We start from the raw sequence: 14,606 nt of genomic DNA on the forward strand, positions 1-14,606 counted from the left end.
TTACAATTGGTTATAAATATTCTTCAAATGTTCGCCACGACTATTCCAGGTAAATTTTTCTTCATAGTGCTTTCTGGCTCCAAAGCTCAATTGACGCAAAAAAGTGTTATCAGAATATTGTTTTATAAGTGCATCACCCAATTCATTTACTGTATTTTCATAACTAGATTTAGGAATTGTAATGCCGCAATTGGGATTAATATATTGCCCAGGACCTTCATTATCTAAACAAACCACGGGCAAACCAAAAGACAACGCTTCGGCAACCACCATACCTGCTCCTTCGTGCGATGGAAAAAGAAAAATGGATGATTTTTCATAGATTTTCATCAAATCTTTTCGGTCAATCCATTCTATAATTTCCACATAAGATTCCACATCATTTTCATAAATTATTTGTTTATACAATTCTTTTTCTGGACCGGACCCCACTAGAGTAAGTTTACAATTTTCTCTTTCGTGAATAGGTAAGGAGTGGATGAATTTTATGAAAGAAAGTAGCGTTAAATCGAACCCTTTAAGAGGTACAAAACGACCTACACTTATGATATTAAAGTTTTTATTTTCAGGTCTAGCATTAATGGCGAAATCTTCAGTAGCAACCGATGGTAAAACAGAAAACGATTGCCCTTTTAGTTTTAATTTTGAAGGAACTCCCGAATTCATACACCAAATATGAGCAGCTTTTTTTACCGTTTTATTTAAAGAAAAAGAACAGTTCCAAAAATAATTTTTTACCATCCATGTGGCTCTATCTTTCCATAAATATTTCCAAGAATAGGGTTTTAAATACTGTTTAGGAATTTGTGGATGATGGCCAACAGGTCCCCAAACCATTGGTTTGTTTAATTTCCATAGAAAACTTGGAGTCCAATCGTTATGAAAATTTACATTGTGGGTAATGTCAAAATTTAGATTTCGTTTTCGCACAAAATTCACAATTCCTCGTTGCCACATGAAGTAATACAGCATTGCACCACGGCCACCTTTTTTCCAAAAACGCATCCAATAGGGTAAATCAAAATACAAAAATGTGATGTTATTATAGATGGAGTCAGGATTTTGAGCCATATATTTTTCAATTGCGGTTTTGTTGTTTTCTCTAGTAACTGCAAAAACTTTGTTGAAACGTGCAATTTGATATACAAAATTCCACCCCATTGCATCTTCTGAACCTTTATAAGGGTTCACTGCATAACAGGTCGCTAAAATAGTTTTGTTAGTCATTTTTTCTGTTTTTTATAATTTTAGCGGGAATGCCTCCAATAATACTGTTTTCAGGAAATGATTTTGTAACCACGCTTCCAGCAGCAATGATACTTCCATTGCCAATTATAACTCCATCTAGAATAGTGGCTTTGCTTCCAATCCAGCAATTTTTTCCAATTGTTATTCCTTTTCTAGTAACGCCTTGATGTCTGATGGATATTTCTAAATCGTCATAATTATGATTTTCGGGATGGCAGCTAAAATATTGTCCAACGATGCATTCGTCCCCAATTTCTAATCCACCAGCACCTCCTAAATAAGCGAATTCTCCTATTCCAACATTGTTTCCAATCACGATTTTATTTCCAATATTATTCAGTGAAGTAGATACAATTACTCTGCTAAATGCTCCAATACTGACGTTATCTCCAAAATGAATTCCGTTTTTGCTTAAGGCTGAAACATAAACCTGATTACCCAATCGGAGAAATTTTCCCCATTCGATTTTAGAAATATTAAACAAGCTAACACCCTTTCCCAGCATCATTCCTTTTGGTTTTCTAAAACAAAAACACACCCTGAAACCTCGTATCAAACAACTGATTTGTATACAAACAAACTGAAATAAAGCTGCCATATTCAGCGCTTCATCAAATTCAAATGATGGATTCCGTAATTGGATAATTTTGACAATTGCTTTTTTCATTATTTCGAAAGTAAGATGGTTTTTACCACTTGATTTAGTGTTACTTCAAGTTCAATATTGTTGATAGACTGATAAACCGAAGCCTTACTTTTGGATTGAAGTGATTCAAAGAGACCGTGGTAATCGGCTGTTAATTTTTCGATTGTGGCTTTGCTCAGCTCTTCTTTTCTTTTTAAAATGATGTTAGCATCTGCAAAAAGGAAAAAATTAAATTCCGGTTTCAAAAGAAATGTATAGAAAAAAGAAGTGATTTTTTTTGGTAAAATGATGTTACTTCTCTTACCATCATTGATGAAATCAAAATAATAACGATCATAAATAACTACTTTTCCTCTCAAGATATATTTGAAATAAACTACAAATTGTCCAAAAAGATAATCGAAATAGTAATATGAAAATCGAATAATCGAAGACAACAAACTTTTGTTTTTTCCTTGTCTTGGCAAACCTTCAATTACATCGAGATGTGCTTGTTCTTTTCCTTTTGACCACACACTCAAAATAGGTAAAATTGATGGTCTGTGTCTTAAAACCACAACTGGTTTTCTGAGTTGTTTTTCGATTCTTGTAGCAATATTCTCTATAACTGTCGATTTTCCTGCACCATCAACTCCGCTGAAAGTGATAATAAATCCTCTGCTTTTGTGGCTATTCCTCATCGTGTCTATGTAATACCTTAATGTGTTTTTGATTTTTGAAATACCTTTGTTTTCCGGGTTCTGTTTTATCATATTGAGCAAGTTTGCCTCGCTAATTTTAGTATTTCTAAAATGATTTTTGAGAATTAAATCCAAGGGCTCATTCGAGTTTTGAATGGCATTTTTATAATCTAAATATTTAGCAGGAATTTCGGAATTGTTTAGGGTATAAAAAAGGGCGATAAATCGTGCTGTATCTACCGAAGAAGCATTTTTCACACCATAATTATTTAAAATATTGGATGCAATTATCTGATTTGCGTCTAAAATTTCTAGGGTTTTTATTTTTAATTGCCAAATCAAATCCAACGATAATACACTTCCATCATTCAGAAATAATTGAATGGAATTCATAAATGATTTTTTATTTGATGTAATTTTCGAAACCAGTGCGTGGTTTTTCAAAAAGGAAACAATCAATTGGTTTTCTTTTTCATTAATAATCAAATCAATATCGGAATTGATACTAAGTTTTTCTGGAAATTCATTCTTGAATTTTAATGCTGCATATTCTTGATTTTGTAATAAATCGAGCACATCCATTATAACTAATTCTCTTGAAGTTTTTTCTTCTACCATAAACATATTCAAGCCTTCATTCCAAACTTGCAACAGCCAATCTATTTGAACATGCCATTTGGGTTGGTTTGAATAAATCTTTAAATAATGGATGCAATTAGTGATTAAATACCATTTTAAATAGTCATTTAATTTATCTAAATCATTGTTAAAGAGTTGTTTTCCAAAGTTACCGTTACATTCCTCTTTAATATATGTATAAATGGTTTTCCAACATTTATGATCCACCAAAACGCCTTGTTGTATAATAAAATGGAAATAATCAAATCCTATTGGTTTATCGAAACTCGCCAATTCCCAGTCGTACAAAGCAATTTTTCCGTTTCTTTCGTACATATTCCACTGCGTGAAATCGCCTTGGGAAAGTGAAAGATTGACCTTCTCATTCGCCGAAATGTTTCCAATCAGGGTTTTGATTTTTCGAAGCATATTGCTTGGAATTCTGCTGTCATCAATGCTATTTAAATCCTGTTTAAAGGAATTTAGTAAGTTCCATTCGCTAACTTTAATGGTTTGTGGTTCAAGGTTCCTCATTTCCAGCAATGCGTTTAAATGACTCGTAGTTATTGATTTTGATCTTGTTCCGTTTTCTGAAACATCCGATAATTGAATAATTTCATTCGAAATTTGTTTCGATTTTGGTGTAATGAACAAATTTTGATTACTATTTATTTTTTCTAAGATAGAATGTTCTCGGTTTATTAATTCTTGGGCATTTGGAGTTGTCGCTATTTTGTAAAAAGAGTTATTGGCATATAAAATCGCTTTATTATTTGGACCAATAGTTCCCGTAAATAATGCCCAATCCTTTTTGTAATCTAGAACTGTATTGTCATTTTTTGTGGCGAATACTGTTTTTTTGCTGAAAACGATTTTTTGTAATCTAAAAATAAAAACTGTTTTGATGGCCGTGGCAAATATCCAAGCTTTAAAACTTCCAATGTTATAAAATTTTAGAAATAGGGGAGTGTCACAATTGGCATTCCAAATCCATCGTGGCGAACCATCGGGATTTTTAATAAAAAGCATATCAAAAACAATATCGGTCGAATTATTTTTTATTGAGAATAGTGAAAAGCCTATTTTGGCGAAAATATTTTCCATAGGAAAAGGTTTTATTTTTCTTTTCCTATTTACACAATCGTGCCAAATTAACTTTTAACTGATTATCAGTTTGTTACGGTATATCTGAATTATATTTTATTCCATATTATGGAATATTGCTGAATTTTGGAACGATTTTAAACCGAGAGTTCTGGTCTTCTTTTCTTTAAATGTAGTTTTTGGACAGACGTTAAATGTGTCGTATTCTTAAATGAAACGGAGAAAATAATCATTTGATAGAACAAAATTCCATAGTTACTTTCGCCAAAAATACCAAATTCGGTAAATGAATTAATAAAAACCGGAATGACTATTCCAATCAACATTAGCCTTGTTTCCTTGCTCTCCGAGAAAAAGGCGTGGAAAGTAAAAAACATCTGAAAAATGGCCACGCACAATCCTATAAAACCCAAATTCATCAAGACCTGCATAAAAGTATTGTGCGTCATTTTGCCAGGATACGTATGCACACTTTGAAAAAATTCTTTGTAATCAATTCTCATATATCCAAAACCCAGTAGCGGTTCCCGTGGTAATCCTTCAGTAATAAGTGCTTGCCAAAAAGGCAATCTTCCGGTCAAGGTCAAAATTTCTTCCATTCGTTCTTTATCGCCGCCTTTGAGTATGATTTGGTTAATTGCAAAGGGAATTACCAATAAAACGCAACCCATAATTGCTAATTTTAATCCTTGCTTTTTGGTTTGGTTAATATGAAAAAAGATAATTAATAAGACTCCAATTAAGGAGGATCGTGATCCGGTCATAAATAAGGCATAAAAAATAACAAGGATTTTGATAACCGTCCAAGCTTTGTTTTGCTTTCTGTATAAATCAAAAATCAAACAAGCTACACCAACACCAGCTAGCATTCCGAGTTCATTGGGGTTCATCATCACTCCACCCAAACGCGCTTCTTCTCCGCCATTTGTCAATCGAAAAAAAGTGTCGGGATCAATCCACATGCCAAGCACAAATATTAGTTGTAATACAAAAACCGAATTTCCTAATAAATGATACAATCGAATGTTGTGTCCTTCAAAAAAACTATCTAAAAGCTTGATGCTTTTGATGAAAAAATAGGCAAAAACTAAACTTTGAAAAGTCATAAACCACTGTAAACTACTAAATCCAGGATTAGTGCTCCAAGTAAAAGAAATAAACCCTAAACCCATATAAACTAAATAAAATAAAGGTGAAAATATGTTTTTGTAACCCATAGTATTAGCTGCACCATACCGAATTATTTTGTAATAAATCCCAATAGAAGACAGCATTAAACCCATTCTACCCACCACTTTAATCGCTCTTGTGATGTTGATATTTTCACTCCAAGTAAAAAAACAAGCCACCATCAACAGTAAAATAATAAACATATAATTGTCTATTTTTTTTAAAAACGCATCATGATTAGGGGTTATTAGATTCATTATATAGTATATAAATCGGTGTTAAACTGTGCAATTAATTTTTTCCAGTTGTAATTTTCACTTACCATTTTGATGGCATTTTCTTGTAATTCTTTAAATTCAATAGGATTTTCCCAAACTGAAAACAATTTTTGCATTGCTTCGTAAAGTTGGGTACTGCTTTGGGAATAAATCGTAATTCCAGCATTGCTATTCATTATTTGAGAACCTATATTAGTCGCATCGGTTACAATACAAGGCTTGCCAAAACTAGCCGCTTCTATAACAGACAATGGTAATCCTTCATTTCGTGAAGGATGAACGAAAACATCCATTTTTTGCAATAATGCTTCTTTTTCCACGCCAAATTTACTTCCAAAAAGTATAATGTTTTTCTCTAAAGATTTGGCTTTAATTTGTTGTTCCAAAATGATTTTTTCTTTGCTGTCACCCACAATCCAAAGCTGTGCTTCGGGTTGATTTTTTGTGAATTTGGCAAAAGCTTTTAGTAAAGTGTCTAGTCCCTTTGTGTAAATATCCAATCGTCCAATAAATCCGAAAACGATAGTTGGATTAGCGGTTTTCTCAATAATAGTTACTTTATCATTTTCGTATCCGTAAGGCAATAAAACTGATTTTTTGTTTTCAAAAATTTTCTTTAGTCCATTCACCTCACTTTTGCCGATGCAATGAATTTTAGAAGTACTATTGAGTATTTTTTTTTCAAATAGCAAAAAATAGAATTTCTTGCTCCAAGAACTTCGTCTCATTGCAATGGTATTGTAGGCACCGTGAGGCGTTAAAACGTAATGAATTTGGTATCTATGCATCAACTTTGCTATCGAATAAAAAACAGGAATCCAACCTCCGTGAAGATGAAAAACAGCTTTATCTTTCTTTCTGATTATAGCCATTTTTAATTCTTCTGAAATACCAAAAGGATTGCGCTGCTTTAAAAACAATTGTGTTTCAAAATTACGTTTACCATAATTGTTTTCTTTATCTTTTGTAATACCCCAAACAGACACTTTTAGTGCGAAATCGACTTGTTTTGTGGCCAATTGATAGACTACTTTATTCACGCCATTCATTCTTTCAGGATTGGCTTTTCCGAGAACAATATGAATTATTTCCATAATTGAAATTGATTTTTTTTCAGTTGACTTTGCCAATATAAGATCATAATTATTTGATTCATGATAAGTCCAGAAACAGCTCCATAAAGCCCCGAATATTTCAATAAGAAATGAAAAGAAAGGATCGAAAATACAAATGAAAGCAGGTAACCAATAAAGAATATTTTATTTAGAACTAGCACTCTCACTGCAATCCTAATTGGGTAACTTAGAAATATAAAGAAATATAATACTGAAATTATTTTCACTACATAATCATAATTTTGATATTTTTCTCCACCTGCCAGCACAATGATTTCTGTTGAAAAAAGGAATAATATCGAAAGCAAAACCCCGAAAAATACTGCTCCAAATAATGTAATTTCCAGAAGGTATTTTTTTGCTTGAGCGACATTTTCATTATACAACAAGGCTACTTTTGGTAAAAAATAATTCTCAACTGTTGCCAATGCAATATTGATTACACCGAAAAAAGATTGAACCAATCGCAGTGCTCCTAATGCTTCAATTCCCAAGTATATTCCCGAAACCAAAACAAAAAAATTGCTAGATGACCATTGTAAAACAGCTGTGCTAAGTAACCATTTTCCTTGGAGAATATGATTTTGCGCAAACCCTTTCCAAGAAACTGGTTTTTGGTAATTTTTGACAATAAAAAACAAACCCACAAATGATGAAACGAGATTTGAAATCCCTATAATCCAAAGAGTATTAGTCAGTGAGATTTTGTCAGCTAGAAAATAAAAGAAGACTATAATTAATACCAAAAACAAAATATCAATAAGGATTACATGAAGTATTTGACCAATTCCCAATAGTAATTTTCTAAAAAAATCTTGCACAAGATAGCCAACTATAAAACACAAAAATTTGTTGATCAGTTCATTATAATCTATCGGTATTGGTATAAATAACACCATCAATTTGACTAATAGAATCAAAATAAACAGCAAAGCAATTTGTCCCAAAAATAAAAAAACGTAATATTCTTTCTTTTGTGAAACTTTTCCAATAGAAACTTGAAAAGGCTGGATTATTAATGCGTTTGTAATACTCATTCCTAAATACGTAAAAAGAATACTACTTGAAAACAATCCAAAGTCTTTAATGTCCAATTTTTGAGCTAAAAACAGTGTCAGTAAAAAGTTTGTTCCACTAAAGACAGCTTGGTCAAAAAGAACCAGAACTGAAGGTGAAGACACTATTTTTTTTATGGCCTTCATTTCTAAGAATTTGTTTTATTGATGTATTTGTTCCAAAGGTTTTTAATTTCAGCAAATACGCTTGGGTTGTAACCTGCTTTGTTTAATACGAACCAAACATTAGGTAATTGGAATTCGTCTTTGATCAATTCCATGTTGATAATTGTTTTTTCAGCCGTTTTTCTACTGTCTAAAACAATTAAATTTTGTGTTGCCAAACTCATAAAAAGTAAAGCCAATTTATCCTCTTTTATGGATTGATTGTGAATGACACACAAATCGTAGTTTTTCATTTTTTCCTGAATTTCATTTTGAAAAACAGATTTAGTATGACTCAAGTATTTTGGATGCGCAAAGTTAAGATAATCTTGAGTATCGAAATCGCCTTCTAGTTGTGTTGTGGCATCAATCACTAATACTTTTCGTCCTTGATTCTTGAAGGCATTCGCTAAATTTTTGGAATGAAATAAATGGTCTGCCGCTTTATCATAAGAACTAATGACAAGAATGGCTTTTTCTTGTATCATTCCTTTCAGCTCCATTTGAATGGCTTCTTTTAAAAAATTGTCTTTTGTTTTTTCTTTTAGTTTGATAAACGGTGTTGTTAATGCAATAGGAATCGTACTATTTTTTTCGATGGTAAATTCATCATTTACTTTTGCTTTAGCAAAGTGAACCAAATAAATTAAAATTATAGAGCCGAACATTCCTAAAATTGCTGCCACAACAATTATAATCGAACGAATTGGAGATACTGGTGTTTTTGAAATTTCTGCGGGCGTAATTATTTTGTGAAAAGCAATTTTTGCGGATCTAGCTATCTCTGCATCGATTCTTTTACTATTCAAAAAGTTATAATTCGTTTCATAAAGATTGAATTCTCTATTCAAAATTGTCAGTTCTTTTTCTTTTTCGGGCAAACCAATAAATACTTTTTCGAACTCAGTAATGTCATTAGAAAGTCCATTGTACTTTGTTTGTAAACTCTTTTCAGTGTTTTTGATACTTTCTATTTGGTAGTCAATCAAGTCTTTCAACTTAGCATCTATAATTTTTACTTTTTCTTCTTCAGGAGTGTAGGTTAGTAATAAATCCTTTTTATCAGCTTGTAATTTCTTCATGTTTTTGACCATTTCAGTCGAAAGCAAATCCGTAAATGCCTCGAAATTAGGAGCCAAATCAAGATAGTTTTTCTTCCCAGAAGCGATGTATCTATTCAACTCTTTTATAGCGTCAAGATTCATTTTTATATTGGTTTGCTCAATTTTCAACTGTGAAATTTTTCGCAAATCAGTTTCGGTTTCTTGTCTAATGTTGACAATTTTTTTCGTATCCCTGAAATCTTGAATATTATTTTCTGAGGCCGAAAGTTTTTTATTGGAATTGTTTATTTCCTCTTTTAGAAAATCAACAGTTGTATTTGCCGCTTTAAATTTGCTTTCGATATAATCTTTTATGTACATCTCGGCCAGTTTATTGACAAAAAGAGCCGCTTTTTCTGGAACATTACTTTTCAAATTGATTCGAATGACTGGAACATCTTTATCAACTGAAACAATGTCAAGATCTTTATCAATTTTAGCTAGTATTTTTTGATTGCTTAGAAATTCAAACTCATATTTATCAATGATTTTAGCATCATTTTTGGATTCAAGATAAGGTTCGTTTAAACCAATTAATAGCGTTCCTTCTTTTATTTTTAGAGGTTTTCCAAATTTTCCTGAAATGCCAGTTTTTGAATCTGGATAAAAAAATTGGTACTCCTTTTTCGAAATTACATCCAAACCATAACGTTTGTCTAAAGCCTTTTCGGATTGGAAAGTACCTTCGATTGTAATGGGCGAATTTCCAAATAATTCTACCGTTAGCATATCGCCTTTTCTATATATTTCTTTATTGAATGGCAACTCGGCAATGGTTTTCCCCATCAATTTAGAAGATTTTAAAACCTCAATTTCGGTGGCTATTTTATTTGCCGTAGCAAAAACATCTAAATCTTTGAATAAATTGGCACTCGGAACACCTTCTTCTGTATCTGCTAATTTTAGTTTTGCGGTACTTTCATACATAGGAGTTACATAATTCAAGTATTTTTTGGCTGACAAAACGGCCAAAAACATAACCAAAATGATAATGGGAAATCCTCTAAAAAAGGGTTTGAGTAATCTAAGGTTTTCATTCATAATGGTACTTATTTAGAATAATCCAATGATAATTGCAGCGGCACTTATTGCTGTGGTAAAAGGGATTATTACAGATATTCTTTTATCGAATTCTTTATTCTTTTTTGACGGAACAATGACTACATCACCGGGATGAAGCATAATATTAGTGGTCAAAATAGTAGCATCAGTGGTCAAATCTAGATTAGTAACGTGAACATTTTCACCTTCTTGTCTTAAGACTTTTACAGATTTTATATTGGCATACGAATCAAAACCTCCAGCTTTGCTAATTACTTGTAGAAGCGTTACATTGTCAGTATCAATTTTAATTGAATTTGGAGATTTTACTTCACCAAGAATGGTAATTTCCTTATTGAGCACTTTGATATCAAGAACAGGGTTAACCAACCATTTTTTTAGATCAGTTTTAAGTTCTTCTTTTAGTTCTGGAACTGTTTTATTCAAAACGTTTTTTGTTCCTATTTTAGGAACTTCAATATTCCCGTAGGCATCTACCATCAGCCATTTTCCATAGACTTCATTAGAATTATAAATACCATATGTCGAGCCTACACTCAAATTGTCTTCGCCCCAAACTGAAATAGATATTTTATCATCTTTTCTTATTCTATATTGATAATTGGCATCATACTTAAAAGTTGAATTATCATGGGTTTCAACTTTACTTTCGTATATGTTTTGACTTTTACAAGAAGCAAAAAGAATAATGATGAGCAGGAATTTTAAAATTGTTTTCATTTTGTTGTTTAGGGACTTTTAAAAAAAATTAAAATAAGAACAGTAATCGTTGTAAAAAGTTTGGATTTGATTTTTTAAGCTCTTCTTTTACCATAATAATTTTATTTATGATAAGATTCATCTTTTCTTCTACGCTATTGTCTTTGATAACATAATCAAAGGCACCATATTTCAGGGCATCAACAGCAGTTTTTATTGTTTCTTGGCCAGAAACCATAACTACATAGATGTTTGGATTAAAGCGTTTTATTTTTTTTAATACTTCAAATCCTGAAATATCATCCATGTTGTGGTCTAAAAAAATGATATCTGGATTTTGATTTAGATTGCTCAAACAATCTGCTCCATTACTAAAATAGCTAATGTCATTATATCCCATATTTGTTAAGAACTGTTCGTGCATTGTAGCACAATAATTATCGTCGTCAACGATAAAAAATTTGAATTGATTTTGATTTTCCATACTATTTTATATTTTTTTCAAATGGATATTCTAAAGTCAAGCCAAAAAAATAAATTATTGATTTACAGTAATTTAAGTTTTATTTTGTTATTTGTTTTTTCCAAAATTTGGAAAAGATTTCCAAAACACAATTTGATAAATCTGAATTAATCCTTTTTGATATAATCTAAAAGTTGCAACACAGTTTGTTCTAAAACTTCTTTTACTTTTGCAAAAAGTATCCTAATTTGTTCTTTATCATCTGCTTTTTCAAGAAGTTTTATTTCTGAAATTATCGATGTAATTCCTAGACTTTCTACGCTTGGTTTAATTTTATGAATCAAACGGTTTACTTCTAAAAAATCATCTAAAAGAATGGCTTCTCTTATTTCTTTGATAACATCTGTTGTTTGCTCGATAAAAATTGAAATCATTTTAACTATAAATTCATTGTCCCCTCTGCTTAAATTTTGTAAAGAAGTCAAATTATAGAGTTTTTCTATTGAAGATTTTTTTGAAAATTTAAGTTTTGGAGGGGATATCTTTTTGTTTACGGTATGCTTTGCAATGGTTTCTATTAAAATATCTTCATCAAAAGGTTTGGTAACATAGTCATCCATACCTGCTTTTTTACATTTATCAATTTCTGTTTTAAAGGCATTGGCAGTAAGTGCAATTATGGGTGTTGTAAGATTGAGTTCTTTTCTAATAATTTCGGTTGCTTCGATACCTCCCATTTCTGGCATTTGAATGTCCATAAGAATAAGGTCAAATTTTTGATTTTTTAGTATTTCAATAGCTTGCAGACCATTTTCAGCTTCGGCAACTTCGCAATTATAATACTGTAGAGAATTTTGAGCCACCATTCGGTTTAAATAGTTGTCTTCTACCAGAAGAATTGAGATGTTGTCTAGTCGGGTGATGGGTTTGTTAATATCAAGTTCTTCAATAAACTCTTTGCTTCCCTTAGGATAACTGAGGTAAATAGAAATTGTTGTTCCAAAATTTTTTTCGCTTTCAATTTCTATTCGACCGTTCATTAATTTTACTAATTCTTTGGTGATAGACAATCCTAAGCCTGTTCCTCCATATTTTCGGGTTATTTCTTTATCTTCTTGCGAAAATTTATTAAATACACTCTCAATAAAACTATTTTCCATTCCTATTCCTGTATCGGATATTGAAATTTTCAATTCCTGAGAAACTGGCGTGTCATTTACAACTTCACAATTTATAGAAATGCTACCGTGGTCTGTAAATTTTATAGCATTTCCAACTAGGTTGAATAAAATTTGCTGTAGTCTTAGCTTATCCCCTTTTAATACTTTTGCAACTTCTTTTGAGATTGTAATGTTAAAATTCAGTCCCTTTTGTTCTAACATTGGTTGAAGTACCTTTGTCACATTTATAATTGATTTTTCTAATGCAAAATCTTCATTTTCAAGTGACATTTCACCGGCTTCAATTTTTGAAATATCTAAAATATTGTTGATAATGGCTAACAAATGTTTCGAAGCAATGGAGCTATTAACGATGTGTTTTTTTTGAATTTCGGTGAGTTCTTGTTTCTCTAATTCTCTTAAAAAACCAATAATTGCATTGAGAGGTGTTCTAATTTCGTGACTCATATTGGCTAAGAATATTTCTTTGGCTTTTGATGATTCTAATGCATTTGTTTTTTCTTTTTCAAGATCAATTTCTAATTGTTTTTGTCCTGTAATGTCTAAATGGATTCCAATTGAACCTATTACATTTCCTTTGTTATCATAATTGGGAGCGCCACTTATAGTCCACCATTTTAGTTCTCCTCTTTTGTTTTTTATTGGGAGTTGATAAATATCTGAGACACCTTGTTTTCTTAAGTCGTTTTTAGATTGAATAGTTTCAAAATTTTCACCAAAAACAAAGAGTTCAGATGGGTTTTTACCTATGAGTTCGCTTCTTTCATAACCAGACATAGAAGCAAAACTCTGATTTACATATTGAATAATTTCTTCATTATCGATTTCAAGCAATCCAAGATTCATATTGGCAATTACATTTTGGTATTTTTCTTCTTGAATTTTGCGACTGTTTTCTGCTTCTTTTTTTTCTGAAACATCTTGGATAAAGGCACAGAAAAAAACTTGATCATTTTCATTGACAGGAATTATTGACATTTCTACTGGAAATTCAACACCTTTTCTATTGAGAGCCATCATGTCTAAAGGTTTGTTAAGCACCGGTCCTTCACCTGTTCTGAGATAATGTTTCATTCCTCTATGATGAGCTTCGACATACCGATGGGGAATTATTATTTCAGACAATTCTTTTCCTAAAACCTCTTCTTTTTTCCATCCAAAAATAATTTCCGCCTGATCGTTCCAAAACGTAACTAGTCCATTAATATCTATTGTTACAATGGCGTTTAAGGAAGCGTTCATTATTAAACGATTGTGTTCCTCGCTTTGTTGCAATAATTTTTGTGTTTGTATTTTCGAGGTTACATCGGTATATTTCCATAGATTTCCTTTATTTTGATTGTTAATGAGAATAGGTATAAAATCTCTTTCAATCAATCTATTATCTACTGTTTCTAGGAGTTCCCCCAGAACAATTTTTTGGTTTTGTAATGTTTTATTTTTTACTTTAACAAAATGTTCTGAGTTTTTGAAAAACGATTTAGTTTCATTCAATAAATGGATACAATCGGTTCCCATCAGTTCATCAGGAGAGCGTTCTATATTACGCAAATCACAAAATAGTTGATTAATAAAGATTATTTTTCGATTTACGTCCTCGACCATTATTCCCGATTGTAAATTGGAAAGCAGTGTTTTTAGTAATTCATTATTTTGATAAAGTTGATCCTCGATTTCTTTTCTTTGGCTAATTTGAGCTCGTAAATACTCAGAAACAAATAGCAAATCATCGTTATGTTCGTAACTTATATCAATATTTAAATCGTCCTCATTTATGCTTTTGTATAAATTATTAAAAGCTAATTGTTTAAGTTCAATTTCTTTTTTTAATTGGTCATTTATTTCGTTATACTCTTTTTCGCTTTCTTTAAAAGTGTGTTCCATTATTCCCTTATCTCTTTCAAAAGCCAAATAAGAAGTGTTTAATGATTGAAAAAAAGCCTTAAATGAAGGGTTTTCAATTTGGTCGGTTGTTAAATGTTTTTTTACTTGTTTTTGTAAAAGTTTATGATAATCCAT

10 protein-coding genes are annotated in these 14,606 nt (G+C 31.3%); all 10 read right to left on the minus strand.

Features of this window, described 5'->3' with window-relative positions:
• The 10 genes from DNC80_RS10165 to DNC80_RS10210 all read right to left on the minus strand — a co-directional run bounded on the left by DNC80_RS10165 (position 1) and on the right by DNC80_RS10210 (position 14,606).
• Positions 1–1,227 (minus strand): glycosyltransferase family 4 protein, encoded by a 1,227-nt coding sequence (locus DNC80_RS10165; protein WP_182651122.1) that lies wholly within the window; start codon positions 1,225–1,227, stop codon positions 1–3.
• Complete coding sequence (locus tag DNC80_RS16095; protein ID WP_182651123.1) at positions 1,220–1,915, minus strand: DapH/DapD/GlmU-related protein; 696 nt, start codon at positions 1,913–1,915, stop codon at positions 1,220–1,222. Before DNC80_RS16095 ends, DNC80_RS10165 begins: the two co-directional genes overlap by 8 nt.
• Entirely contained in the window at positions 1,915–4,296 is a 2,382-nt protein-coding gene (locus tag DNC80_RS10175; protein ID WP_182651124.1) for a hypothetical protein, read from the minus strand. The genes DNC80_RS16095 and DNC80_RS10175 overlap by 1 nt, the downstream gene beginning before the upstream one ends.
• A gap of 137 nt (positions 4,297–4,433) precedes the next feature.
• Positions 4,434–5,723, minus strand: a complete 1,290-nt coding sequence (locus DNC80_RS10180; protein WP_182651125.1) for an O-antigen ligase — start codon at positions 5,721–5,723, stop codon at positions 4,434–4,436.
• A complete protein-coding gene (locus DNC80_RS10185; RefSeq protein ID WP_182651126.1) occupies positions 5,723–6,838 on the minus strand; it encodes a glycosyltransferase family 4 protein in 1,116 nt (371 codons plus the stop codon). Before DNC80_RS10185 ends, DNC80_RS10180 begins: the two co-directional genes overlap by 1 nt.
• Positions 6,829–8,061, minus strand: coding sequence for a hypothetical protein (locus DNC80_RS10190; RefSeq protein WP_182651127.1), 1,233 nt, complete (start codon positions 8,059–8,061; stop codon positions 6,829–6,831). Before DNC80_RS10190 ends, DNC80_RS10185 begins: the two co-directional genes overlap by 10 nt.
• 2 nt (positions 8,062–8,063) lie before the next feature.
• Positions 8,064–10,223 (minus strand): Wzz/FepE/Etk N-terminal domain-containing protein, encoded by a 2,160-nt coding sequence (locus DNC80_RS10195; RefSeq protein ID WP_182651128.1) that lies wholly within the window; start codon positions 10,221–10,223, stop codon positions 8,064–8,066.
• 12 nt (positions 10,224–10,235) lie between these two features.
• Positions 10,236–10,964, minus strand: a complete 729-nt coding sequence (locus DNC80_RS10200) for a polysaccharide biosynthesis/export family protein (RefSeq protein WP_182651129.1) — start codon at positions 10,962–10,964, stop codon at positions 10,236–10,238.
• Between the two features lie 28 nt (positions 10,965–10,992).
• Positions 10,993–11,427, minus strand: a complete 435-nt coding sequence (locus DNC80_RS10205; protein WP_182651130.1) for a response regulator — start codon at positions 11,425–11,427, stop codon at positions 10,993–10,995.
• 146 nt (positions 11,428–11,573) lie between these two features.
• Entirely contained in the window at positions 11,574–14,606 is a 3,033-nt protein-coding gene (locus tag DNC80_RS10210) for a PAS domain S-box protein (protein WP_182651131.1), read from the minus strand.

It is taken from the genome of Flavobacterium sp. SOK18b, assembly GCF_014156605.1.
Classification (GTDB): Bacteria; Bacteroidota; Bacteroidia; order Flavobacteriales; family Flavobacteriaceae; genus Flavobacterium; species Flavobacterium tiangeerense.

Excerpts from the sequence above, each read along its gene's own strand:
- DNC80_RS10190 (WP_182651127.1), bottom strand. The coding sequence starts at position 8,061 with ATGAAGGCCATAAAAAAAATAGTGTCTTCACCTTCAGTTCTGGTTCTT.
- DNC80_RS10180 (WP_182651125.1), bottom strand. The coding sequence starts at position 5,723 with ATGAATCTAATAACCCCTAATCATGATGCGTTTTTAAAAAAAATAGAC.
- DNC80_RS10205 (WP_182651130.1), bottom strand. The coding sequence starts at position 11,427 with ATGGAAAATCAAAATCAATTCAAATTTTTTATCGTTGACGACGATAAT.
- DNC80_RS10165 (WP_182651122.1), bottom strand. The coding sequence starts at position 1,227 with ATGACTAACAAAACTATTTTAGCGACCTGTTATGCAGTGAACCCTTAT.
- DNC80_RS10175 (WP_182651124.1), bottom strand. The coding sequence starts at position 4,296 with ATGGAAAATATTTTCGCCAAAATAGGCTTTTCACTATTCTCAATAAAA.
- DNC80_RS10200 (WP_182651129.1), bottom strand. The coding sequence starts at position 10,964 with ATGAAAACAATTTTAAAATTCCTGCTCATCATTATTCTTTTTGCTTCT.
- DNC80_RS10185 (WP_182651126.1), bottom strand. The coding sequence starts at position 6,838 with ATGGAAATAATTCATATTGTTCTCGGAAAAGCCAATCCTGAAAGAATG.
- DNC80_RS16095 (WP_182651123.1), bottom strand. The coding sequence starts at position 1,915 with ATGAAAAAAGCAATTGTCAAAATTATCCAATTACGGAATCCATCATTT.
- DNC80_RS10195 (WP_182651128.1), bottom strand. The coding sequence starts at position 10,223 with ATGAATGAAAACCTTAGATTACTCAAACCCTTTTTTAGAGGATTTCCC.
- DNC80_RS10210 (WP_182651131.1), bottom strand. The coding sequence starts at position 14,606 with ATGGATTATCATAAACTTTTACAAAAACAAGTAAAAAAACATTTAACA.